The organism is Eubacterium sp. SB2, assembly GCF_001244405.1.
GTDB lineage: Bacteria > Bacillota > Clostridia > Lachnospirales > Lachnospiraceae > Faecalicatena > Faecalicatena contortus_B.
The window spans coordinates 1,403,704-1,427,442 of the sequence record NZ_LN865153.1 but is presented as its reverse complement, the minus strand read 5'-3'; the positions used below and the strand labels follow the sequence as shown (position 1 = coordinate 1,427,442).

Below are 23,739 nucleotides of genomic sequence, written 5' to 3'. Positions count from 1 at the left end.
TTATTGCTCCGTTATCATTAATTGTTCTCCCATTTTTTCGTCAAACTGAGAAGTGTAGTATGAAAGCATTCCTCCATCCGGAGTAAAAGTAAGTTCGCCAAAATAGATGGTATCCTTGATTTGATAAAGATCTACTCTTACAAAATCAAAGTCTTCTGACAATGTTTTGGCTATTTTGATCATATCTTTTAATCGGGAGGGCTTCGCAATTTCATTAGTATTTATATATTTTCCTCGTATTTCATGTATTGGGTTCCAAGAAAGATCGTAAAGATTTAGTTTCAATCCCTTATCTCGTTCGCTACAAACCAAAATAAATTTGGGAGTTCCGTTAAAGCAATGAATCTTATAGTCCAATATAGATTCTGCATTTTCTAAAAACTGCTCACAAATAATACGTTTTTTTATTTTATGATAATGTGGTTCCAATGTATCTCTGTTGAATCCCTTTGTTAGCCATTCACCGACTGTTTGTTTCGCAGCTTCAATATTCAGAAAATTTTTATCTGCACATATCAAATTCATTGAGCAGCCGTAAGTAGCCTTAAGCACAAATTTTTGCGGGAGTTTTTCAAACTCAATGGATTCAGCATCCGAATATACGTCTCCTATAAGCGGAACAAGTATTTCACCTAATCCTTTACTCTTAATATAAGCCCTAACATCATATTTATCTGAGCAGATTATAGATAAAGGATTTTCTTTTCTAAATTCTAAGTAACAAATCTTATCCGACAAAGTATGCGGACTATCTAAATCAATTCTTTTGTGAAACCGCAAGGAGGCTTCAAGTTTTAATGCATTTTCTGGTCCTATTAATGCCGCAGCTCCATTTATTATAGAACGGCACATAGTTTTTATACTCATAATAAAACTCCATCTTACTTCTTAATAAACTCTTCAATGCTATTTATAATCGCCTCAGTATTGCTTACATAAGCTCTGTATTCTGTCTTCTTAACAGTCTTCAACGCCTCACTAATTTTCTCTACATCTTGACATTCACATATAAGCTTTAGTTCCTTAAACTGACCTATAAGTTGTAGCTGATGATCATCAACATGTTCTCCATATTTTGCCAGCCTTGGAACTGCAATTACTTTCTTTCCTTGTTTTAAAGCTCCAATAATTGCTCCAGTTCCGCCATGCGTAATAACTATATCAGCCTTTGCTATCTCTGCGGTAAACGCATCTCTATCCATAAAATCTTTACAATCAAAGTGCTGTGGCTTGTAATTACTATATCCACACTGGGCAAACACTCTATCTGCTATTGATCCGTTTGCAACCAATTCATCTATTGCCTTCAACAGTCGATTAAATTGAAATTTCTGTGAACCTAATGTAATAAAAATCATCGTTATTACTCCCTAATAAATCCCTCCCAAATAAATCGCATTTGGATAGAATTTCAGCATTGATTCCCATTGCACATAAAACTGATCAGCAAATTTATATATTAACTTTCCTGATTCTGTTGGAGAAGAAATTTTTGCAAAAGATTCAATGTATATCAGTTTTTTTCTAAGAAACTTCGTGATCAGACACAACGGAATCATTGCTAATACTCCTGTGCTAATAACCATATCTGGCTTTTCTTCTATAATAATTTTTATACTTTTAAGTGCATTTACAATCATCCAAAAAGGAAAAGTTACTTCTTTCCTGTTAACCTGATGCAAGTAATGCATTTTTTGCCCCTTGATTGACGATTTATATTCTGTTCTTTCTGTTACTACACAGCTTTCGTATTTATCCATCAAAGGCTTAAGCATTGCAATCTGCTCAAAGTGTCCACCGGAAGATGCCGCGAAACATAATTTTTTACTTTGTCCTTTATCTACCATCCTTAATCCCTCTGAAAAATGTCTCTGGTGTACACCTTTTCCCTCACATTGTCCAAGTGCCTGTCGTAGCGGTTTGCAATAATTGCCATGCTCTGCGCTTTGAATTTATCCAGATCATTCACAACTAGCGAGCCAAAAAATTTATCTCCATTCTTCAGTGTTGGCTCGTAGACGATTACAGTGGCCCCTTTTGCTTTGATACGCTTCATAACCCCCTGGATGCTGCTCTGACGGAAGTTGTCAGAATTGCTCTTCATAGTCAATCGATATACGCCAACTACCACTTCTTTTTCTTTGTTTTTGTCCCAGCTATCGTTTGCCTCATAAGTACCTGCAACTTCCAGAACCCTATCAGCAATGAAGTCTTTTCTCGTTCTGTTGGACTCCACGATAGCCTCGATAAGTTTTTCTGGCACGTCTTGATAGTTTGCCAATAACTGTTTTGTGTCTTTTGGCAGACAGTAGCCACCATATCCAAAACTAGGATTGTTATAATGGGTTCCTATACGAGGATCAAGACACACGCCATTAATAATTTGCTGTGTGTTCAATCCTTTCATTTCGGCATAAGTATCCAGCTCGTTGAAATAGGACACGCGTAGTGCAAGGTAGGTATTCGCAAAAAGTTTGACTGCCTCAGCTTCAGTGAATCCCATAAACAGCGTATCAATGTTCTCCTTAATAGCCCCCTCCTGTAATAATTCTGCGAAGGTATGGGCCACCTTTACGAGAAATGTGTCCCCAATATCAGTGCCAACAATGATACGGCTAGGATATAAATTATCATAAAGAGCTTTGCTTTCGCGTAAAAATTCAGGACTGAAAATGATATTATTACAATGAAATTTTTCACGGATACTCTCGGTATAACTAACTGGAACTGTAGACTTGATCACTATAATGGCTTCAGGATTGTACATGATGACCAGTCTGATCACCGTCTCCACGGCCGAAGTATCGAAAAAGTTCTTTTTGGAATCATAGTTTGTAGGTGTGGCGATAATCACAAAGTCGGCATCGCTATATGCTTGCTTTGCATCTAGTGTTGCTGTCAGATCAAGATCCTTGTCTGCCAGATACATCTCAATGTATTCGTCCTGAATCGGTGACTTTTTGTTGTTAATCAGTTCCACATTTTCCGGTACGATATCGACAGCTGTCACCTTATGGTGCTGTGCTAGCAATATAGCTATCGAAAGGCCCACATAACCAGTTCCGGCAACTGCAATTTTTAAATCTTTGTACTTTCTCATAATCATTTTCTCTCTCCACGCTGTGGTTTTATTTTTCATTTAAATTTAAAATTCAGATTTCCTGAAACAATGTGGGACTGTTTACATATAAAATTCTTTGTACCATTCTGCAAATCGCCTTAATCCGTCACGAAGGCTGGTACTGGGCATGAATCCGAAGTCACGTTCTATTGCGTTCGTATCTGCATACGTTACTGGTACATCGCCCGGTTGCATTGGTACAAGCTCCTTGTGACTTTCAAAGTCGTAATTTTCCGGCAACACATCTGCACGAATTAGCTCCTCTTGAAGTATCTTTATAAAGTTCAGCAGATTCTCTGGCTGATTGTTACCTATGTTATACACCGCATAGGGCGGCAATGGCAGGCCGTCCTCGCCCGTTATTCTATCAGGAGCTTTGTTCATCACACGCATAACCCCCTCAACAATATCATCCACATAAGTAAAGTCCCGTTTACAATTGCCATAGTTATAAATCTGTATAGTTTTACCCTGACGTAGCTTATTAGTGAAGTCAAAGTACGCCATATCCGGACGGCCCGCAGGGCCATACACCGTAAAGAAACGCAGGCCCGTTGAAGGAATGTTGTAGAGCTTAGAGTAGGCGTGTGCTAGCAACTCGTTAGATTTCTTAGTCGCTGCATAGAGTGATACCGGATTGTCCACCTTATCCTCTATGCTATAGGGAACCTTTTTGTTAGCGCCATAAACAGAAGAACTGGACGCATACACCAGGTGTTCTACGCCGGGCTGATCGCTGTCATAGGAATGACGGCAGGCCTCCAGAATGTTGTAGAAACCAATTATGTTGGATTCTATATAGACATCAGGATTGATGATGGAATATCGTACGCCAGCCTGCGCTGCAAGATTAATTACAATAGAAGGCTTGTATTTCTCGAAAACTCCCTTAATCAACATATTATCTGCAATGCTACCTTTAATAAAAACAAACGAGGGGTGAGCCACCAACTCCGCCAGACGTGCTTTCTTCAGCCGGATATCGTAATAATCATTCATATTGTCAACGCCAATGACTACAGCTCTATCGATATCCTTGAAAATTCTTTTGGATAAATAGTAGCCTATAAATCCCGCCGCACCTGTTATTAAGAATACTTTTCTGTCTAGTGTAGAAAATTCCATGCTAAACACCTCTTATTCATAAATTCCGAAATCAATATCTAAGCGCCCATGATGATTTCGTTCCTCAATAGGCGGTAGTTCCATGTAATCTCCATAAAAATAGCTTAGGTACGATTTATAATCAGCAATTCCTGGAAACGATCTGTCTTCAAAACGATATTCCCGGATGCTTTCAACCCAATCACTTTTTAAAGTTTCTTTTTTTAGGCCGTAGTTTCCATCGCTTGTTACTACTAATGCGGTATTTTCATCTTTATATCTTGTAATAATTGTGTGCTTCCACTTTTTTAGCATTTCTATATTAAAGAAAGTGGCCCCTATTTTTCCAATCTTATATGATAGTTCTTTTTTTCTTTCTTCATTTCCATAACCGCACTTAATCCACAGCAAATTACGTACAATAAAAAAGCTTTTCAATTGAACAATCCTTTGAACTGCTTTGTCCGACAGATTATCTATTGGGAAAATATCTATATATATTCCAGTTTCCGTATTAACTTTGTCTGAAAAAGCTTCAATAACTTTTGTTCCTCGAAGTGCTAATTTCGCAAAATTGAAAGTATAGTATTTGTCATTTCTGTCGTATTGAAGATAAAATTTATCACAATCTATTTCTTTTTCGCAAACCTTAATAAATTTTTCAAAATCATTTCGTTTCATGCCAAAGTCCATGTCATCGTCCCATGGAATAAATCCTTGATGTCTGACTGCCCCCAGTAAGGAACCAGCAATCAAAAAGTACTTTATATCGTTTTTTTCACAGATATGCTTTAACTCATCTGCTAAAATCAAATGAAGATCGTGCATCTTATGTAATACTTGCTGTGTATCCATCTAACTTACATGCTCCTTTTATTATTCAAATCACATTTAATCTGAGAAGTGCTTATTTCTGGTGTTCTTGGAAGATAAATTACTTCGATGCCTTCATCTTTCAGAAAATCAAACTTCCCCTCCCAGTCATTGCCCATAACAAAAGTATCTATGTGGTACTCATGAATATCTGTCCTTTTCTGTTCCCAAGACGTTTCAGGAATTACTAAATCGACATAACGAATTGCTTCTAAAAGCTGCTTACGTTGCTCATATGAAAAGTAGCATTTTTTCTGCTTTTCATTCCAGTTAAATTCATCTGTTGACAAAACTACTATTAGGTAATCGCCAAATTTCTTGGCACGACGTAAAATATTAATATGCCCATAGTGCAGAAGATCAAAAGTACCATATGTAATTACTCGCTTCATGTTACATACCATCTTTCTCGTTATTGAGTGTTCAAATTACTTGAACCAATTTTTTAAAGGGCTTTATTCTTAGGTTATCTATTTAGCAGCCTATTGAATTGCCTTTATTATTCATCTTTAAATTTAGCAATACCTTTAGATTATGATGCGGCTATCTCTTACTTAGCAACAGTATTCACAAAGTCATATAATCAAATTATTTTTTATAACTTTCATTGCAACTCTCTTCCAAAACAAATTTTTGTCGTTCAGCTGCATTTGACATAGAAATATTCATTGACTCCTATTACCACCTAATTTTCTTGAAACCATAAAATTTGATGAAAAAATCTCTTATTGGCATCTTTTTTATTAAAAAAAATAATCCAGTTTTGAAAGAAAGTTTTGTATCTGACTGCATCTTTAATCCGACTTTGTGCTCCTATCTTTGTTAATGATTCTTTCAGTTAGACCTGTTACGGATGTTGCCCTTGTCTTAAAAAGGGAAATATTATACAAATATCAATGAACTGCTTTAACAAATTCCTCTATTCGTATTGAAAAATGTATTGCTACCTCCAAATAATTGTTATTATTAGTACATTCCCAGCCCAGTCAATTTACCTCCAATATACACTTAGACAGTTATCCAAAAGAATGTGCCGATAATTATGATATATGATATTTGACTAATCAAAAGAGCAGGAGACTCCGTTAACTTCTACCGCTTAGGAAATTAGAAGAAAATAATAAAAGGGATTCAATACTAGAAATCATATTGCCCGTCATAGCCGTTGATTATGGCAGCCAATAGAAGAGCAGTAAGAAGAAAAGAGGATGGAAGAGAAGAGCGCTAAGATTGCTGGAAACTATCTGTAAGGAAATCTTACGCTTTTTCTTATATCTTATTACTTGAGAAGGAAAAAGCACAAGCGACCAATTACCTTGGAGAAACGATCCTGAACAACATACTTAGTATGAACACAAATATTGGAAAAATGATAAGAGAAATGTTTAGTTTAGACTTGAGGAAGGCGTTTTCAATATTCCAATAACGGTAGAAATCATTATGCAAAGCATCCTAGCAGGCCATGATTTAATTGCTGATTCTGTATTAAGATCGGAAATTGATACATAACATGAGATGAAAAAGAAAAATCCACATCGATTATAAAAATTTCATAATACTTTTAAAACTGTTTAAGATTACATATTTATTTCAGTGAATGTAAAAAGAAAGCAAGAAGACATATTCACACTATAAAGAACCGAGTGTGTCAGGATGAAAATACTATACCGTATCCATGTATTTGCCAGAAGAACGATACTACACTGCCATTGAAAATCCCATATCAATAAAACTTAATAAATAAAAAAAGACAAGAAAATAGCCGCAACTTTGCGGCTGATTTTACTTTCTGTGATTATGTACTTACTGTTTATCGAAGATCCAAACCAATAAATATGGATGGTAAATAAAGATCTATAGGTTTCAGAGTCCCCTAAAACTTAAAAGTCCCCCGAAACCCATCCCACATCTGATCTTTCTCACTCAATATAAGCCCGGTCCCGTCTTCCAGCCGATACCCGTCAGCGGAAGCGCTGCCCCTATACTCGCCGGCCACCTGCGGCCAGCAGACGCCGATCTCCGGGTCATTCCATGCAAGCCCGCCTTCATCGCCGGGGTGATAGAAATCCGTACATTTATAACAGAACTCTGCAACATCAGAGAGTACCAAAAATCCGTGTGCAAAGCCTTCCGGTATATAAAACTGCTTTTTATTTTCTTCGGTCAGCTCAACACCAAACCATTTGCCATAAGTTTCGGATTCGCTCCGCAGGTCAACGGCAACATCAAATACATGCCCCTTGATGACCCTTACCAGTTTTCCCTGGGGATATTCCTTCTGGTAATGGAGCCCGCGCAGTACGCCTTTGCTTGAACTGGACTGGTTATCCTGCACAAAATGCATGGACAGACCTGCGTCCTCCATATCCTTCTGGTTGTAAGTTTCCATAAAATATCCCCTGGAATCGCCGTGGACGGCAGGTTCGATGATACAGAGCCCATGGATGCCGCCAACATTTTTTTCTACTTTAATCTGTCCCATCTTTACCTCCTGATATTGTTTCAGTCTTTGTTGAAGGGCCAAAAACATTCTTTCAGCCCTTGTATTACTAAGTTTATCTGCTTAGATCTCAGAACTTCTTTTCTAAAATTCAATTTCCTGTAAATATCTCCGCACGGCATCCTGCCATGTGGGGAGAAGTGTAAAACCGTTTTCTGTCAGCTTGCTTTTGTCCAGCCGGCTGTTGAACGGGCGTTCAGCCTTTGATATGCCGTATTCCTCCGTGGTAACCGGGATGACGTTCAGCCGCTCGGGAGAGTATTCCGTCCGCCCCATCTCGAAAGCCTGGCGGAAGATTTCCTTGGTGAACTCATACCAGCTGATGTATCCGCCCTCGTTTGTTGCATGATAGTAGCCGTATTTTTCTGTTTCAATCATATCTGCTAACAATACTGCAAGGTCAAACGTGTAAGTCGGAGTTCCGATCTGGTCGCTGACAACCTTAATGGTATCATGTGTCTTGCCCAGATTCAACATGGTTTTTATAAAGTTTTTTCCGTTTTTGCCAAATACCCAGGCGATACGGACAATAAAATATTTGTCCAGTGTCCGGGAAACAGCCAGTTCTCCGGCCAGCTTAGTCTCACCGTATACGCTCAGCGGTTTATAATCTGTGCAGTCTGGCTGCCACGGTTTGGTGCCCTGGCCGTCAAATACATAGTCTGTGGAGAGGTAGAGCATTTTGCAGTCCAGATCCCTGCAGACATCTGCGATGTTCTGTGTTCCGACTGCATTAACCAGACGTACTTTTTCTTTGTTGTCTTCCTCCTCAGCGGCATCTACCGCAGTCCAGGCAGCACAGTGTATCACCGCATCCGGATTGGTTTCTCTAATCACGCTGTCTACGGAAGCTGCATCGGTGATATCCATTTCCTCAATGTCAACACCTACAGCTTCATGGCCCCGTTTCCTCAGTTCATTGACACAGTCATAACCGAGCTGTCCTTTAACACCTGTTACTAAAACCTTCATATAGTCACTCCATTTCATTAAAAAACGAATTATAATTCCTGGCGGTTCCCATACATTTGTTCATAATAGTTCTGGTAATCGCCGGAAATAATGTTTTCCCACCAGTCTTTGTGATCCAGATACCACTGGATGGTCTTTTTGATGCCGTCCGCAAACTTAGTTTCCGGAAGCCAGCCAAGCTCACTATGGATTTTGGTTGGATCAATCGCATAGCGCATGTCGTGGCCCTTGCGGTCTTCGACATAAGTGATCAGGCTCTCTGGTTTGCCGAGTTCTTTACAGATGATCTTAACAATATCAATGTTTTTCATCTCGTTGTGCCCGCCGATATTGTAGACTTCCCCTACGCGTCCTTTGTGGATAATCAGATCAATTGCCTTGCAGTGGTCTTCCACATAGAGCCAGTCGCGGACATTTTCTCCCTTGCCGTAGACCGGGAGCGGCTTGTCGTTTAGCGCATTTGCAATCATAAGCGGAATCAGTTTTTCCGGAAAATGATATGGCCCGTAGTTATTAGAGCAGCGGCTGATGGTGACCGGAAGCCCATAGGTACGGTAGTAGGCCATTACAAGCAGGTCTGCTCCGGCCTTGGAGGAGCTGTAAGGGGAACTCGTGTGGATCGGCGTCTCCTCGGTGAAGAACAGATCCGGTCTGTCCAGAGGCAGGTCGCCGTATACCTCGTCGGTTGATACCTGATGATAACGGCTGATGCCGTATTTGCGGCAGGCATCCATCAGTACGGCGGTTCCTTTGATGTTTGTATCCAAGAACACTTCCGGGTTCTCAATAGAACGGTCTACGTGGCTTTCAGCAGCAAAGTTTACGACCATGTCAGGGTGTTCCTCTTCGAATAATTTCTCTACAGCAGCGCGGTCTGTGATGCTCTCTTTAACAAAACGGAAATTCGGGTTATCCATTACAGGTGCGAGCGTAGAGAGATTGCCTGCATAAGTCAGACAGTCCAGGCAGATAATGCGGTAGTCCGGGTATTTGTCTAACATATGAAATATAAAGTTGCTTCCGATGAATCCGGCGCCGCCGGTTACGATTATTGTCATGTTGATAGTCTCCTTATAGTATATTCTTTGTTTTCAGCAGTTATTAATGCAGGACATCCAGAAATTTACCGTCCAGAACGTCCTTCAGATATTGGCCGTACTGATTTTTCCTGAATATTTCATAGACCTCCAGAACGTCATCTTTGGTGATCCATCCGTTCATATAGGCGATTTCCTCCAGGCATGCAATCTTGCGGTGCTGGTGAGATTCCACCGTTTTAACAAAATTAGTGGCTTCCACGAGGCTCTCGTGAGTTCCGGTATCCAGCCAGGTGAAGCCCTGACCGAGCAGTTCCACATTCAATCTGTTATTTTCAAGATAGATACAGTTCAGGTCTGTGATCTCCAGTTCCCCGCGGGCCCCTGGCTTCAGGCTTTTTGCGTATTCTACAACTTTGTTGTCATAAAAATACAGGCCGGTAACACAGTAGTTGCTTTTGGGCGCTGCAGGTTTTTCTTCTATAGAAATGGCCTTTCCTTCGTTATTGAATTCAACGATTCCAAAACGTTCCGGATCATCTACATAATAGCCAAAGATGGTGGCGCCTCTGCCTGATTCTGCGTTTTCTACCGCAGCTTTCAGCCTTTTTTTCAGCCCGTGGCCGGCAAAAATGTTATCACCGAGAACCATGGCAACGGTATCATTTCCGATAAACTCTTCGCCGATGATAAATGCCTGAGCCAGACCGTCCGGGCTTGGCTGCACTGCATAACTAAGTTCCACACCGAACTGGTGTCCATCGCCTAAAAGCTCCCTGAACCTGGGAGTATCCTGCGGCGTGGAAATAATTAAAATATCGCGGATGCCGGCATTCATGAGCACGGACATCGGATAATAAATCATGGGTTTATCATAAATCGGCAGTAACTGTTTGGAGGTTACCATTGTCAGAGGATAGAGGCGCGTCCCTGAACCTCCTGCTAAAATAATTCCTTTCATAAGAAATCTCCTTTATCTGTATGGACTACTGGTATCAAAGATTAGTTGTTCTGATTCAAGCTGTGTGTGTATTATAAAAGGTGACCTTAGGTCACCTTCAAGCCTTTTCATAAATTCTTAAGAATTTTATGGAAAAAACTCAGTTGGGCATGGATGAAGCATTACTTTTTGGGAGTGCAGATAAATAATCCGGCCTCCTTTGTAATATGAAACCCACCTGCTGTTTTCTTTTTTACAAATGAACGGAATTCCGTATAATGTTCTGAAATATACTGATACTGGTTGCCGTGGCAGGAAAGAATATAGGAGATCAGCGGCTCCGGTTCCGGGATCAGCAGAGAATCTTCGTAGAGTCTCCAGTCTGTTTCCGCGAAATATTCCTTTAGGATACCGGCGCCATTTTCAAGGCCGAATTTTTCATATAACTTGTCTGCCGAAAGCATGATTCTTTCGTCAAATTCATGTACAAGTCGGCTGACTTCCGCCATATGGCGGGAGCTGTAGGCGCTGCACAAAAAGCGGCCGTCCGGTTTCAGAACACGCTGTACTTCGCTGCATACCTGTGGGATATCCTCGCAGTAGAAGAGCACATGGTTGGCAATAACCAGATCCAGGCTGTGCTCTTCGAAGGGAAGCCGGTGGCAGTCAAAGGCCTCAAAAGAAAAACGGGAGTCCTTTGCTCCTACAGCCCGGCGGGCATCCCGGAGCATTCCCTCAGAGATATCGGACAGTGTGATATGAACATGTGCCGGCAGCTTTGAAAGGTTTTCTTGCCAAAGTGTCCCGTCTCCGCATCCGATTTCAAGGATTTCCATTCCCGGCTCAATCCGGCACTGTTCACAGATCCATGGAAACCAGCCCTGTGGATTCTGGGAATATAGGCTGTGGAGATTGATTCTTGCAGAAATGTTAGAAGCATTCTGATACTGATTTTTCAAACTGCTTTCCATGCTGGTCAGATGGATGAGATTCAGCATCTGGCTCCAGTCAATGTTATGCTCCTTCTGAATCACTTCCGCGGTATCCTGGATTGCTTTTTCAACGAGCTGCATTTGCTCGATCCGATCCTGAACGAGCTTTAGCTGAATATGCAGTGAGTTCAGCATAAAGTGGTAATCGGAATCATTTATGGTCATCTGACGGATGTCATCCAGAGAGAAACCCAGGTACTTCAGCAAGAGAATCTGCTGAAGCCGCGCAAAATCGGCATCCGTATAAAAACGTGCTCCCGACTCTGTGACAAGAGAGGGTTTTAATATATCCTGTTTATCGTAATAACGGATTGTGCGCAGGGTGACGTGGGCCATGCGCGCAAACTCACCGGAAGAATAGTAACCTGGCTTCTTCATTGTTTTCATCCTTTCGAAACTTGTCCGGCAGTTAGCTGCAGAATAAGATATTATAAAATATTATAAAGGGAAAACAAAGAAGAGGCAATGAATAGTTGTAATAATAACGCAGGCCCGGGCTGCTGCAAATAATTACTTGTCCATGTAAAGGCGCAGAAATTTTTCCTGCTGCTCGTCATCTGTCAGTCGGTCATAAAGAGTGCTGCAGTGCAGGATGCAAAACAAAACAAAGGTGATCAGACAAAACAAAAACACGCCTATTATAAAATAGATCATATAGCCCCTCCTTATGATATTTCTATACATGTTATTATATGCAGGCTAAGGCGCAAATACTCCAATAATTTCAGTGCACCGGGATTTTATGGTGGGATCATGGGGGCATCCGGGAGGAGGTGTCAAAAAATTACTTTAAAAATCAGACAGCAGCAAAATACCGCTGCAGTTCCGGCGCACATGAGAAAAAAAGTCATGTAGCCGCCGGGACGAAGACAGTGTTTTGCTGCTTCCGAAGAATCAGATAACGCAAAGTTTACATCATAAATTACGTTTCATTTTGTGTTAGATCACATTATTTATTAGAAACAAAGATGAATTTCACTTCACCGTCCATTCCGTCTGAAATTCCGGAGAAATTCGTATATTTTTTAGAAGAAGCTATCATCGTGTTCAGCTTATCTAGCAGTCCGTCGAGATCTCCGTCAAATGCGCTGACCAGTTTTTTGATGCCTTCTTCATTGAATTGAATCATGCCGTCATTCAGTGTTTTTGCGCCGTCATCGAGTTGTTTTACGCCGTCGATCAACGCGCCGGAACCGGTCTGCAGTGTCTGGATGCCTGCCGCAAGCGTGCCTGCTCCGGTATTGAGGTCACCTGCACCGGATGCGATCCGGGAAGCGCCTTCCATAAGACTGGAAGCGCCATCGCCGGCCTCCCCCATCTTCTCGTGCAAGGTTCCGGCACCGGTGTTTACCTGGGATGCGCCTTCGGATAACTGCTTCAATCCTGCTGCAAGACCTGCATTCCCGTCGATCCCGCCAAGAACTTGTGATGTGCCGGCCTTGAGCTGGGACACGCCCTGATTTACCTGGGTACTGAGTCCGTTTTCACCGTTAACTCCTTCATTGAGGGAGCTGATTCCGTCTTTTATGCTTGGGGTCTGGGTTGAAGCATCGCCGGTGTTGAGGGCTGCATTCAGCGCGGCAGAACCGGCCCGGATACTGGCGGTGCCAGTACTGGAATCGCCGGTATTCAATGCGTTATTTAGAGCAGATGCCGCATAGGCGATACTGGGCACTCCGCTGGCGGGATCCCCATCATTCAGCGCTGCACTTAAGAATGCCGCTCCGTCTGCAATACCGGGATTTGTACCATCTCCGTGGAACGCAGTGTCTATTGCCGTGGCTCCTGCAGCAACCTTCTGGGCCAGAAGGGAAAGTGCGCTGTTATCCGATGCAGGAGCAGTATTGGCGAGGGTGTCCCGTTCGTTCTGGTCTGCCTGGAGGCTGCCAATCACGCCTTCCAGGACTTCCAGTGTGCCTTCCGGCAGATCCTCACAGCCCTGGAGGGTGGTTTCCAGTTCCTGAAGCTGTGTTACTTCATCCCAGCTGCTGGTAGTATCGCCTGCAGCCTGACTCTCTGGGCCTGCTGAGAGGGCATTGGCTAGCTGCCACGCGGCAGCGGACAGCTCACCGGTACCCGCAGCAGTCTCTTGTATACCGCTATTCAGATTCGCAGCCCCCGCAGCTGCCTGCCGGGTACCTGAGTCCAGAGCCGCGGCTCCGTCGCTTACCTGCTGGATTCCTGCATCCAGAGCCGCAGCACCAGCGGCGGTCTGGGCGATCCCGTCATTCAGGACAGCGATTCCCTGGCACAATGCAGGAAGCTGGGCGCCAAGAGACTTCTGCATCTCCTGGACGCCTGCATCCAGTGCCTGAACTCCGGGAAGAAGCTCATCGGTCACCTTGCCGGAAACCAGATTCAATCCTGCATGGAGTTCTCCGGCGCCTGTGTTTAGTGCGCCGGTTCCGTCCAGCAGCTGGGAGGCTCCTTCAGCCAGGGCGGCGCTTCCGTCCCTGAGTTCATTGCTGCCTGAGGCCAGTGTTTCGGTTCCATCCTTTAAGGCGCTGCTGCCCGAAACCAGCTGTCCGATCCCGTCCGTAAGTGTGCCGGAAGAGGAAAGCAGTGTATCCAGCCCGCTTTTCAATTCTCCCGAACCGTCCACCAGCTGATTTGCAGAATCCTGGAGTTTATTCATGGAACTTTTCAGGTCATTCAGATCATCCAGTTTATCCGTCTCCAGGCTGTTAAACACATCGTTAGTTGCGATTGTAATACCCTCCACGGCATCATAGTCTGTTACGTCTGCCTCCAGCTCAAAATAATCCGGTATATCTAAATCAGTCACACCCAGGTTTTCTTTTACCCGGGGAAGCCCCATGCCGAGAGCCATGTCTCTGTCACCGTCGGAGACAAGCTTCCCGTTCGTGACCTTAATATTCGTGAACTTATCAGCATCCAGAATCAGTCCGGTTACCATCAGAAACGGCGTATACTCACTGCCGTTTTTTCCCGATGTGTTCTGGTACTGGTAGCGTATCCGCAGATGACCGCTTTTACCCTGCAGCTCGCCGGCACTGATGGATTTGCCGTCCAGCGTGTATGTGATTTTAACGCCCACCGGCAGAGCCTGGGTTGTCGTCCCCTGATAGCAGATGTCCTTGCTGTCTCCATTCCAGGTGATGCTGTTACTTTTCTGGGTAAATGCTTCATCGCCCTTGACATTCTCGATATTTTCCAGCGTGGAAACATCTTTAATTTCTGATACGTCCTTCACATTTTTCAGCTGGTCTGACACCGTGACGGCTGTTACGGAGCCGCTGCCGTCTATTTTGGCATATACAGTTTCGTCCTTTACAGGCCTGACGCCGGACTCGGATGTCTTGGTATCTTTGACGGCGGATTCCTCCGTTCTGGCCGTGTTCTCCTTTGCATAACAGGCAACAGGCGCGGCCAGTGTGCCGGCTGCCATGGACATAGCCAGTGCGATTGCTACGAGTGTCTTATATTCTCTGTTTTTCATATCAGTTTACCTCCTCAATAAATCAGTTGACTTCAATCATTTATTTCCGCAGCTCAGGCATTTGCGCAGGCCTCATCGGCCGGCTTATCTTTCTTTTTGATACATCCGCGCATATCTTTCGTAGTAGCGCAGATGACTCTGTCAAAGACCATCAGCATGGATGGCAGTATGAAAATAACTGTAAACATACTGATGACAGCCCCCCGGGCCATCAGGGTACATAGGGCGGATATCATATCAATATCGGAATAAAGCCCCACTCCAAATGTGGCGGCGAAGAAGCCCAGGGCGGACACAATAACTGAACTGACAGAAGCAGAAACCGCAATCTGGATGGAATCTCTTTTTGCTTTTCCTCTGCACCGTTCTTTTTTGTATCTGGTTGTCATCAGGATTGCATAATCAACGGTTGCCCCCAGCTGTATTGTTCCAATGACAATGGAAGCGATAAAGGGCATTTTTGTCCCTGTAAAATAGGGGATTCCCAGGTTGATGAAGATAGCAAATTCAATGACGGCAACAAGGATCACCGGCAGTGATATAGATTGAAACACGAGTGCAATTATAATAAATATGGCAATAATGGAAACCGCGCTTACCACCTTAAAATCCTTATCGGTGATCGTGATCAGATCCTTCGTACAGGGGGCCTCGCCGATCAGCATAGCGGAAGAATCGTATTTTTTTACGATATCATTCAGCACAGTGCATTGGTGGTTAACTTCGTCTGTCGCTACCTTGTATTCGGACTGTACCAGTATCAGCTGCCAGTCACCGGCCTTTAATGTCTCTGTCAGTCCGTCAGGTATAACATCCCGGGGGATGGCGGAACCGATGAGACTGTCGAGCCCAAGCGCGAACTTGACCCCTTTTACATCGGACAGATCATCCAGCATCGCTTTTGCCTCCTTGGCCGGAAGATCTGCATTTGCCAGAACCATATGAGTGGCATTCATATCAAATTCGTCCGCCAGTTTGTCATTTGCTTTGATACTTTCCAGATATTTCGGCAGGGTAGCATCCAGGTTATAGTAAACTTCCGCTTTGCTGTATCCCCAGAGAGCGGGGAAGAGCAGTACGATGAAGATGAGAATGAAGGCCTTAAAGCGTTTTGTTATAAATTTTGCAGGCTTCTCCATGCTCGGGATAATGGAGCGGTGCGTTGTTTTCTGAATCAGCTTGTCAAAAACAAGCAGGAAGGAGGGCAGTATGGTGACACAGCTTATGACACCGAATATGACGCCCTTTGCCATGACAATGCCGAGGTCTTTTCCAAGAGTAAAGCTCATAAAGCAAAGTGCAATGAAACCGGCCACTGTTGTGACGGAACTTCCGACTACAGAGGAAAATGTATTGGAAATCGCGTGGGCCATTGCCCGCTCCTTATCTCCCGGGTAACGCTGCTGGTTCTCCTGATAGCTGTGCCACAGGAAGATAGAGTAGTCCATGGTAACTCCAAGCTGGAGCACCGCGCTCAAAGCCTTAGTAATATAGGAAATCTCTCCGAGAAAGTAATTGGTTCCCATATTATAGAGGATTGCCATTCCAATACTCAGCATGAAGAAAACAGGCAGTATCCAGCAGTCCATAAATACAGAAAGCACAATACAGCTCAGGATAACGGCGATGAGTACATAGATTGGCGTTTCCTTTTCAGAGAGCTGCTTGATGTCGGTGACCACTGCAGACATGCTGCTCAGATAGCATTGTTTATTTGTAACACTGCGGATCTCCGTTATGGCATCCATAGTGCTGTCTGCGGAAGTCGTGTCATCAAAAAAGATCGCCATCAGAGTGGCATCCTCAGTTTTGAACACGTCTTTCAGTTTATCAGGCAGGATATCAATGGGCATGGAAGTGTCCGCTATGGAATCATACCAAATGACGTCTGCAACGCCGTCTACACTTTTAATCTTCTCCTTTACTTCAGCAACATCTTTGGTATTCATGCCTTCCACAACTTCCATTGCAAAAGCGCCCTTTCCAAATTCATCCATCAGGATGTTCTGCCCCTTCATCGTATCGATATTGTCGGGCAGATAATAAAGTATGTCGTAGTTGACTCTGGTTTTTAGGAATCCCAAAGCCGATGGTATCAGAAGTAAAATGCCGAGTATCAGGATGACAACCCGATACTTCACTATTTTTTTACCTGCATTTACCATGTTTCATGCCTCCCTTTTAAATTATGACTATTAGTCATTTTTTAAGACTAAAAGTAATATACAATAAAAATGACCAAAAGTCAATAATATTTAAAAGAAAAGTTGACTTTGGGTCATTTTGAAATTATAATGGTCTGGACAGATACGAAAAAATAATCGAAAGAGTGGGGAATATTATGGGAAAAGTTGACGAAAACAAGCAGCAGAAATTAGAGGCACTGTTTAAAAGTGCATATGACTTGTTTCTGACACAGGGGATTTCCAAGACATCGATCCACGACATCGTTCAGAAGGCAGGCGTGGCAAAGGGGACATTTTATCTCTATTTTAAAGACAAGTATGAGATCCGGGACAGGCTGATTGCCAAGACAGCAGGGCGGCTTTTCATGGCGGCCCACGATGCATTAGAGCAGGCGCAGATCCCGGTATTTGAGGACAAAATTATATTTATAGTAGATTATGTCCTGGACGAGATGGCGAAAAGCAGGGCGGTGCTGCGTTTTATCTCTAAGAACCTGAGCTGGGGCATCTTCAGGCAGGCAATTACGAAAAATGAATCAGACGCAGAAATAGATGTCATGGGCTTCTTTCATAAAATGGTAACAGAAAATCCGGATGTAAAACTGAGGGCGCCCGAGACCATGCTTTTCCTTATTATAGAGCTTGCCAGTTCCACGTCATACAGTACGATACTGGAGAACGATCCGATCAGTTATCAGGAGCTGAAGCCCTATCTGAATGAAAGCATCCGTGCAATTATAAGAAATCACGTGATAGAATAGCCGGAATTGGCGAAAAGGCTTGACTTCTGTCCGCTTGCTGTGGTACAATGCTCTAGCGAATGGAAGTAGGTCTTTTTTTTATGCCTAAATTTAGATGGCTTCGCAACCATCATGTAACACGTAGTGAATAAGAAAAAAGCGAGGTGGAAGTTGTGCGCACAAGAATCACACTGGAATGTACAGAATGCAAGCATCGTAATTACAACATGACCAAGGATAAGAAAGCTCATCCGGACCGCATGGAGACGAAGAAGTACTGTAAGTTCTGTAAATCACACACACTGCACAAAGAAACGAAATAGTCGTTGGAAGGAAGTGGATGGCATGGGTGAGAAAACAGCAAAAACTCAGAAGAAGAGCTGGTTTAAAGGGCTTCAGGCAGAGTTTAAGAAAGTCATTTGGCCAGACAAAAAAACACTTGCAAAACAGACCACGGCAGTCGTTTCGGTTTCTTTATTATTGGGGGTATTGATTTCGGTAATCGATGCAATCCTAAAATATGGAATTGATCTGTTGGTTAAGTAAACAGCCGCAGCAGAAAGGTGATTTTATGTCAGAGGCAAAATGGTATGTAGTTCATACCTATTCCGGGTATGAGAACAAAGTAAAAGCAAATATTGATAAGGCAATTGAAAATCGTCATCTGGAAGATCAGATTCTGGAGGTCAGGGTTCCTATGCAGGAAGTGATCGAACTGAAGAACGGTGTCCAGAAAGCCAGCCAGAAGAAGATGTTTCCGGGATACGTCATGATTCATATGATTATGAATGACGATACCTGGTATGTAGTTCGTAATACCAGAGGCGTGACCGGCTTTGTTGGTCCCGGATCCAAACCTGTTCCGCTTGAGGAAGAAGAGATGAACAGACTCGGAATCAGGCAGGAGAACGTCATCGTAGAGTTTGCAGTAGGCGATACCGTGACCGTGCTCAGCGGTGCATGGGAAGGGACTGTGGGGGTCATTCAGTCTTTGAATGAGCAGAAGCAGAACCTGTCTATCAATGTAGAGCTGTTTGGCCGTGAGACACCGGTTGAACTCGGTTTCGCAGAAGTAAGAAAGATGGATTAAAAACCGTGGGAGGGATTCAGATCCCGCCAATACCACAAGGAGGTAATTAAAAATGGCAAAAAAAGTAGAAGGTTATATTAAATTACAGATTCCAGCTGGTAAAGCTACACCAGCACCACCGGTAGGTCCTGCGCTTGGACAGCACGGTGTGAATATCGTTGAATTTACAAAGCAGTTCAACGCAAGAACAGCAGACCAGGGAGACCTGATCATTCCTGTTGTTATCACAGTATACAATGACAGAAGCTTCAGCTTCGTAACAAAGACACCGCCGGCAGCAGTTCTGATCAAGAAAGCCTGCAACATCAAATCCGGTTCAGGTGTTCCGAACAAGACAAAAGTTGCTACGATCACAAAAGCTCAGTTAGAAGAGATCGCAAAGACAAAGATGCCGGACTTAAATGCTGCAACACTTGAGGCAGCTATGAGCATGGTAGCAGGAACATGCCGTTCCATGGGTGTAGTTGTTGAAGAATAGTAGATTAAGTAAGGTATTTTCGAGCTTAGTACACTTAACGAAGTTGAAATAAGTGGGAGGGGCACGATCCCGCCAATACCACAAGGAGGTTATTTAAGATGAAACGAGGAAAAAAATATATCGAAGCTGCGAAACTGATCGAAAAGGGAAACCTGTACGAGAAGGCAGACGCAGTAGCATTAGTTAAAAAAGCAGCAGTAGCTAAATTTGACGAAACAATCGAAGCTCATATCAGAACAGGTTGTGACGGACGTCATGCAGACCAGCAGATTCGTGGTGCAGTTGTACTGCCGCACGGAACAGGTAAAAAGGTTCGTATCCTTGTATTTGCGAAAGATGCAAAAGCTGAAGAGGCAAAAGCAGCTGGAGCAGATTACGTGGGAGGAGACGAACTGATCCCGAAGATCCAGAACGAGGGATGGTTTGAATTTGATGTTGTCGTAGCTACACCTGACATGATGGGCGTTGTTGGACGTCTCGGACGTGTACTCGGACCAAAAGGTCTGATGCCAAACCCGAAGGCTGGTACAGTTACTATGGATGTAACAAAAGCCATCAACGACATCAAAGCTGGTAAGATTGAGTACAGATTGGACAAAACAAACATTATCCATGTGCCGATCGGTAAGGCATCCTTTACCGAGGAACAGTTAGCGGACAACTTCCAGACGCTTATCGATGCAATCATCAAGGCAAAACCGGCAGCTGTAAAAGGTCAGTATTTGAAGAGTGTAACACTGACATCCACAATGGGACCTGGTGTAAAAATCAACCCAATGAAGCTGGCTTAATCAGAATTTGATGACATAGAGAAAAAAGTCCTGCCTTTTGGGCGGGACTTTTTTGCGTTCGTTTTACCTGTATCAATCTGTAACGCTGTTAAGCTGAACGATAAATTTGTTCTTAGATATTCCGTCAGTTTCCGCCCAGATGGAGCCGTTATGTTCTTCGATGATCGATTGAGCGATGGAGAGCCCCAGTCCATAACCTGCGGAGTCTGTACCAATCCGGTAGAATTTCTGGAAGATTCTCTTCATATCTCCGGAACCGATAGGATTTCCACAGCTTTCAACGGTAAACTGTACGGTTCGTTTGGGAGCCGTCAGTGAAACAGATATCGTCGTTTCAGGAGCGGAATACTTTATTGCATTATCAATCAGGATGTCCACAACCTGTCTCAGACTTTCAGCATTTCCCGATACAGTAAGATTTTCTATATAATTAAAATCTAAATTTTTTCCTAAATCGTATATAATAGGCTCATATGTAAGAATGCTGTTGCATACAAGAAAACTAAAATCCAGTTTTTCTTTATGGACCGGCAATGTTGAACTGTCCAGTTTGGCCAGCTGGAGAAGCTGCTCGATCAAGTCTTTCATCCTTAAGGATTCACTGTGTATAAAATTCAATCTTTGCCTGGAATGGCGGTCCGCCCTGTCAAAATTTTCATCCGCATTCAGCAGCATCTCAGAATTTGACAGTATTACTGTCAGAGGTGTTTTGAGCTTATGCGAGGCATTGGCTATAAAGTCTTTTTGAGACAAGATTGTATTCTGAACCGGTTTTGTCAACTTTTCAGATAACACAACGCTTAAGATCCCAAAGGTAAGGATTGAAATGACTCCAATGATTAACAGCTGCCAAAACTGTTTTCTCAGGAGCGATTGTTCTGTCTGTATGTCCGCAATGGCAATCCGGATGTCGGAGATGCCGATACTTTTTCTAAGAAAACGTAAATGTCCGTCAATTATGGATGATTTGGATTTGCTTGTCAATACTTCATGGACAAGCACTTTGATATCATCTGTAGAAAGATTTTCAATGTCGTTCACCAGCAGCTTTACATTGTTTTTATAATCTACTGTGACAACAAGTATAGGCAGGGATGTGTCCTGAACAAGCGGGGATTTATTGGAATAGGTTTTATAGATGGCCGATTCCAGCTTATCCCAGCAGCTGCTTTCTAAAGTTTCTTTGGTAGAGATAAAGATACTTACAAGTATAATAAGCAGCAGAATCGAAAATACACTCATGATAGTGGCAATGATTTGTTTACGCAGCTTTTTGATCATGTGTCTCCTTTTACATTCTTCAGGAAATGGAATATCTATCTGCTTTTTAGATAATATCCTACTTTTCTGGTGATACAGATTGTCACATTAGAAGATAATAAATGCAGTTTTCGTCTAAGAAAAGAGATGTAGGCCTCAAGATTATTATATGTCGCATCAGAGTCATAACCCCAGACTTTGTTGATGATTATGTCCTTAGAGAGTATGTTGTTTCGGTTCAGCATCAGAAGACGTAAAAGCTCATATTCCTTGGAATTTAATTTAATGCATTTGTCACCGCATTTTAACTCATGCAGCGATGTCGAGAGCGTGATATCATCAAATGACATATCTTCATCAATGATAGGGCTCTGCCTTCTCATAATGGCACGGAGGCAGGCGGAGAACTCCTCTGTTTCAAAAGGTTTTGTCAGATAGTAATCGGCTCCGCTGTCTAATCCGTAAATACGGTCTTTCAGATCCCCCCTTGCCGTTAACATCATGACAGGAGTTGTTATTTTTTCATTTCGGATACTTTTAAGTATTTCAAATCCGTTCATGCCGGGGAGCATGACATCCAATACGATCGCATCATATAAACCGCTTCTCGCATATTCAAGACCGGTGTCACCGTCAAAAACAAGATCAGCAAAATGGCCTGCTTCTCCGACCAGATCGGCGAGAGTCTGCGCCAGGGGTTTTGTATCTTCAATAATCAAAACTTTCATTCAATCACCTCTAATACAATATATCTATTAAAAAATGAAAAATCAAGAGATTGTGCAAAAAATATAAAAAAATCATGGTATTATTGAAAAAATAGGTTAAAGTGCAAAAAAACTATTCATTTTTAAGAGAAATTTAAGGTTTTTATATTAAAATCCATTTAACAAAGAAAGGAATTCTATAGGAGGAGGATATTATGAAATTTAAGAAAATCAGCAGTATCTTACTAACGTGTGCAATGGTGTGTTCCTTGTTTGCAGGCTGCACAAAACAGGAGGCGAAAAAGGATGAAAGCACCAAAACAGATGAAACGAAGCTGTCGCTGTGGACTGTGTTCACAGGCTCTGACGGTGACGTTTTAAAAGAAATTATCAATGACTATAATGAGACAAATGAAGATGGGATTAAGGTAGAAGTGGATATCATGGACAACGATACTCTCCAATCAAAGCTTCCTGCAGCCATATCTACAGGCACTGCACCATCGTTTATCCTGGTGGGTATTGAGTACATCCAGGAATATGTGAATAACGAGTCACTGGAAGATATCAGTGATTTTTGGAAAACCACCAATACGAATGAAGACAATTATTATGAAAATGTGGTAGCGAAATCCTATGTGGGGGATAAATTATACGGTGTCCCGATGCAGTACAATTTGCAGTATCTGTACTACAACAAAGATATGTTCAGTGATGCAGGATTGAATCCGGATGCTCCCCCTTCTACATTTGAAGAGCTTGAAGAGTGTGCAAAGGCACTGACCAATGTGGAAGAAGGAAAATATGGGTTGGCCATGCCGACTGATTTTGGATATTATGTGCAGTATCTTTGGGGAAATGGCGGAGATGTGATTAACACAGCCACAAACGAAAATCTTTTGATTTCAGATGAAAATATTGACACACTTACCTGGCTTCAGGAATTAAAGCAGGCTGGCGTATCACCGGACGGTCTGGCGTCTGCGGAAGCAGACACTATGTTCCAGTCAGGACAGATTGCCATGTGTCTGGCTGGTCCTTGGAACATAAATATACTCAATGATCTGGGCATGAATTACGGGATTGCAGCCATGCCGTCAGGCAGCGATGGAGCATACTCAGCAGAGGGCGGCTGTTCTTACATGATTCCGAAGGGGACAGATGATGCTGACCGTCAGGCGGTCTATAAGTTTATGGCACATTGGCTGACAGATGACGTTCTTAAGGAATGGTCCGTTCGCAATGGTTTCCCGGTTTGGTCGTATTCACTGCTTGAAGATAAAGATATCAAATCGAATGAGATATTAAACAGTGTTTCTGAGGCCTCTTCCATAGGCAGAGACTGGCATCTGGGGTACGAATATGGAACTCAGATCGATAATGACGTTATGAAACCAATGATGGAAAATATCCTGATGGGTTCGGATGTCAAAACGGAAGTACAGGATGCGGCAGGCAGACTGGATGAGATTGTTTCAAAATAATGGC

The 23,739-nt window shown here is 42.9% G+C and carries 24 protein-coding genes; 7 read left to right on the top strand and 17 right to left on the bottom strand.

Annotation, left to right across the window (positions count from 1 at the left end; all coding sequences use genetic code 11):
• From BN1938_RS18705 to BN1938_RS18640, 15 genes are all read right to left on the bottom strand, one after another.
• Positions 1–867: an ATP-grasp fold amidoligase family protein gene (locus BN1938_RS18705; RefSeq protein ID WP_050641980.1), complete on the bottom strand. Its 867-nt coding sequence runs from the start codon at positions 865–867 to the stop codon at positions 1–3.
• A 14-nt stretch (positions 868–881) separates the two neighbouring features.
• Complete coding sequence (gene pssE / locus BN1938_RS18700; RefSeq protein WP_050641979.1) at positions 882–1,358, bottom strand: PssE/Cps14G family polysaccharide biosynthesis glycosyltransferase; 477 nt, start codon at positions 1,356–1,358, stop codon at positions 882–884.
• Positions 1,359–1,370: 12 nt separating this feature from the next.
• On the bottom strand, positions 1,371–1,847 hold the full coding sequence (gene pssD, locus BN1938_RS18695; RefSeq protein WP_050641978.1) for a PssD/Cps14F family polysaccharide biosynthesis glycosyltransferase: 477 nt from the start codon (positions 1,845–1,847) through the stop codon (positions 1,371–1,373).
• A gap of 2 nt (positions 1,848–1,849) precedes the next feature.
• Positions 1,850–3,100, bottom strand: coding sequence for a nucleotide sugar dehydrogenase (locus BN1938_RS18690; protein ID WP_050642760.1), 1,251 nt, complete (start codon positions 3,098–3,100; stop codon positions 1,850–1,852).
• An 81-nt stretch (positions 3,101–3,181) separates the two neighbouring features.
• Entirely contained in the window at positions 3,182–4,246 is a 1,065-nt protein-coding gene (locus tag BN1938_RS18685; RefSeq protein WP_050641977.1) for an NAD-dependent epimerase/dehydratase family protein, read from the bottom strand.
• Positions 4,247–4,258: 12 nt separating this feature from the next.
• Entirely contained in the window at positions 4,259–5,080 is an 822-nt protein-coding gene (locus BN1938_RS18680) for a LicD family protein (protein WP_050641976.1), read from the bottom strand.
• Positions 5,081–5,085: 5 nt separating this feature from the next.
• Entirely contained in the window at positions 5,086–5,490 is a 405-nt protein-coding gene (gene tagD / locus BN1938_RS18675; protein ID WP_050641975.1) for a glycerol-3-phosphate cytidylyltransferase, read from the bottom strand.
• Positions 5,491–6,971: 1,481 nt separating this feature from the next.
• On the bottom strand, positions 6,972–7,580 hold the full coding sequence (rfbC, locus tag BN1938_RS18670; protein ID WP_050641974.1) for a dTDP-4-dehydrorhamnose 3,5-epimerase: 609 nt from the start codon (positions 7,578–7,580) through the stop codon (positions 6,972–6,974).
• Between the two features lie 102 nt (positions 7,581–7,682).
• Positions 7,683–8,570 (bottom strand): dTDP-4-dehydrorhamnose reductase, encoded by an 888-nt coding sequence (gene rfbD, locus BN1938_RS18665; RefSeq protein WP_050641973.1) that lies wholly within the window; start codon positions 8,568–8,570, stop codon positions 7,683–7,685.
• 29 nt (positions 8,571–8,599) lie between these two features.
• Complete coding sequence (gene rfbB / locus BN1938_RS18660; RefSeq protein WP_050641972.1) at positions 8,600–9,628, bottom strand: dTDP-glucose 4,6-dehydratase; 1,029 nt, start codon at positions 9,626–9,628, stop codon at positions 8,600–8,602.
• Positions 9,629–9,671: 43 nt separating this feature from the next.
• Positions 9,672–10,568 carry a glucose-1-phosphate thymidylyltransferase RfbA gene (rfbA, locus tag BN1938_RS18655; protein WP_050641971.1) on the bottom strand — a complete coding sequence of 299 codons (897 nt, stop codon included), beginning with the start codon at positions 10,566–10,568 and terminating at the stop codon, positions 9,672–9,674.
• A 161-nt stretch (positions 10,569–10,729) separates the two neighbouring features.
• Positions 10,730–11,917 (bottom strand): MerR family transcriptional regulator, encoded by a 1,188-nt coding sequence (locus BN1938_RS18650; protein WP_050641970.1) that lies wholly within the window; start codon positions 11,915–11,917, stop codon positions 10,730–10,732.
• A gap of 132 nt (positions 11,918–12,049) precedes the next feature.
• Entirely contained in the window at positions 12,050–12,193 is a 144-nt protein-coding gene (locus tag BN1938_RS23495; protein WP_153919697.1) for a hypothetical protein, read from the bottom strand.
• A 295-nt stretch (positions 12,194–12,488) separates the two neighbouring features.
• Entirely contained in the window at positions 12,489–14,999 is a 2,511-nt protein-coding gene (locus BN1938_RS18645; protein WP_050641969.1) for a hypothetical protein, read from the bottom strand.
• A 53-nt stretch (positions 15,000–15,052) separates the two neighbouring features.
• On the bottom strand, positions 15,053–17,164 hold the full coding sequence (locus tag BN1938_RS18640) for an efflux RND transporter permease subunit (protein ID WP_050641968.1): 2,112 nt from the start codon (positions 17,162–17,164) through the stop codon (positions 15,053–15,055).
• Positions 17,165–17,340: 176 nt separating this feature from the next.
• Between BN1938_RS18640 and BN1938_RS18635 the strand changes: the two genes are divergently transcribed.
• The 6 genes from BN1938_RS18635 to rplA all read left to right on the top strand — a co-directional run bounded on the left by BN1938_RS18635 (position 17,341) and on the right by rplA (position 20,284).
• On the top strand, positions 17,341–17,946 hold the full coding sequence (locus BN1938_RS18635) for a TetR/AcrR family transcriptional regulator (protein WP_050641967.1): 606 nt from the start codon (positions 17,341–17,343) through the stop codon (positions 17,944–17,946).
• Positions 17,947–18,098: 152 nt separating this feature from the next.
• Positions 18,099–18,248, top strand: coding sequence for a 50S ribosomal protein L33 (gene rpmG / locus BN1938_RS23160; protein WP_009001657.1), 150 nt, complete (start codon positions 18,099–18,101; stop codon positions 18,246–18,248).
• Positions 18,249–18,270: 22 nt separating this feature from the next.
• A complete protein-coding gene (gene secE, locus BN1938_RS18630) occupies positions 18,271–18,471 on the top strand; it encodes a preprotein translocase subunit SecE (protein WP_009001658.1) in 201 nt (66 codons plus the stop codon).
• 25 nt (positions 18,472–18,496) lie between these two features.
• Positions 18,497–19,015: a transcription termination/antitermination protein NusG gene (nusG, locus tag BN1938_RS18625; RefSeq protein ID WP_050642759.1), complete on the top strand. Its 519-nt coding sequence runs from the start codon at positions 18,497–18,499 to the stop codon at positions 19,013–19,015.
• 52 nt (positions 19,016–19,067) lie between these two features.
• The gene (gene rplK, locus BN1938_RS18620) at positions 19,068–19,493 is read left to right on the top strand and encodes a 50S ribosomal protein L11 (RefSeq protein WP_025654504.1); all 426 of its coding nucleotides are present in this window, start codon (positions 19,068–19,070) and stop codon (positions 19,491–19,493) included.
• A gap of 98 nt (positions 19,494–19,591) precedes the next feature.
• Positions 19,592–20,284, top strand: a complete 693-nt coding sequence (gene rplA, locus BN1938_RS18615) for a 50S ribosomal protein L1 (RefSeq protein WP_025654505.1) — start codon at positions 19,592–19,594, stop codon at positions 20,282–20,284.
• A gap of 72 nt (positions 20,285–20,356) precedes the next feature.
• Here the strand turns inward: rplA and BN1938_RS18610 are convergent, their stop codons facing one another.
• Both BN1938_RS18610 and BN1938_RS18605 read right to left on the bottom strand, forming a co-directional pair.
• Positions 20,357–21,565, bottom strand: coding sequence for a sensor histidine kinase (locus tag BN1938_RS18610; RefSeq protein ID WP_050641966.1), 1,209 nt, complete (start codon positions 21,563–21,565; stop codon positions 20,357–20,359).
• Between the two features lie 35 nt (positions 21,566–21,600).
• Positions 21,601–22,272, bottom strand: a complete 672-nt coding sequence (locus BN1938_RS18605; protein WP_050641965.1) for a response regulator transcription factor — start codon at positions 22,270–22,272, stop codon at positions 21,601–21,603.
• A 194-nt stretch (positions 22,273–22,466) separates the two neighbouring features.
• On the opposite strand from BN1938_RS18605, the gene BN1938_RS18600 reads away from it, so the two are divergent.
• Positions 22,467–23,735, top strand: a complete 1,269-nt coding sequence (locus BN1938_RS18600; protein WP_050641964.1) for an ABC transporter substrate-binding protein — start codon at positions 22,467–22,469, stop codon at positions 23,733–23,735.
• Positions 23,736–23,739 lie beyond the last annotated feature (4 nt).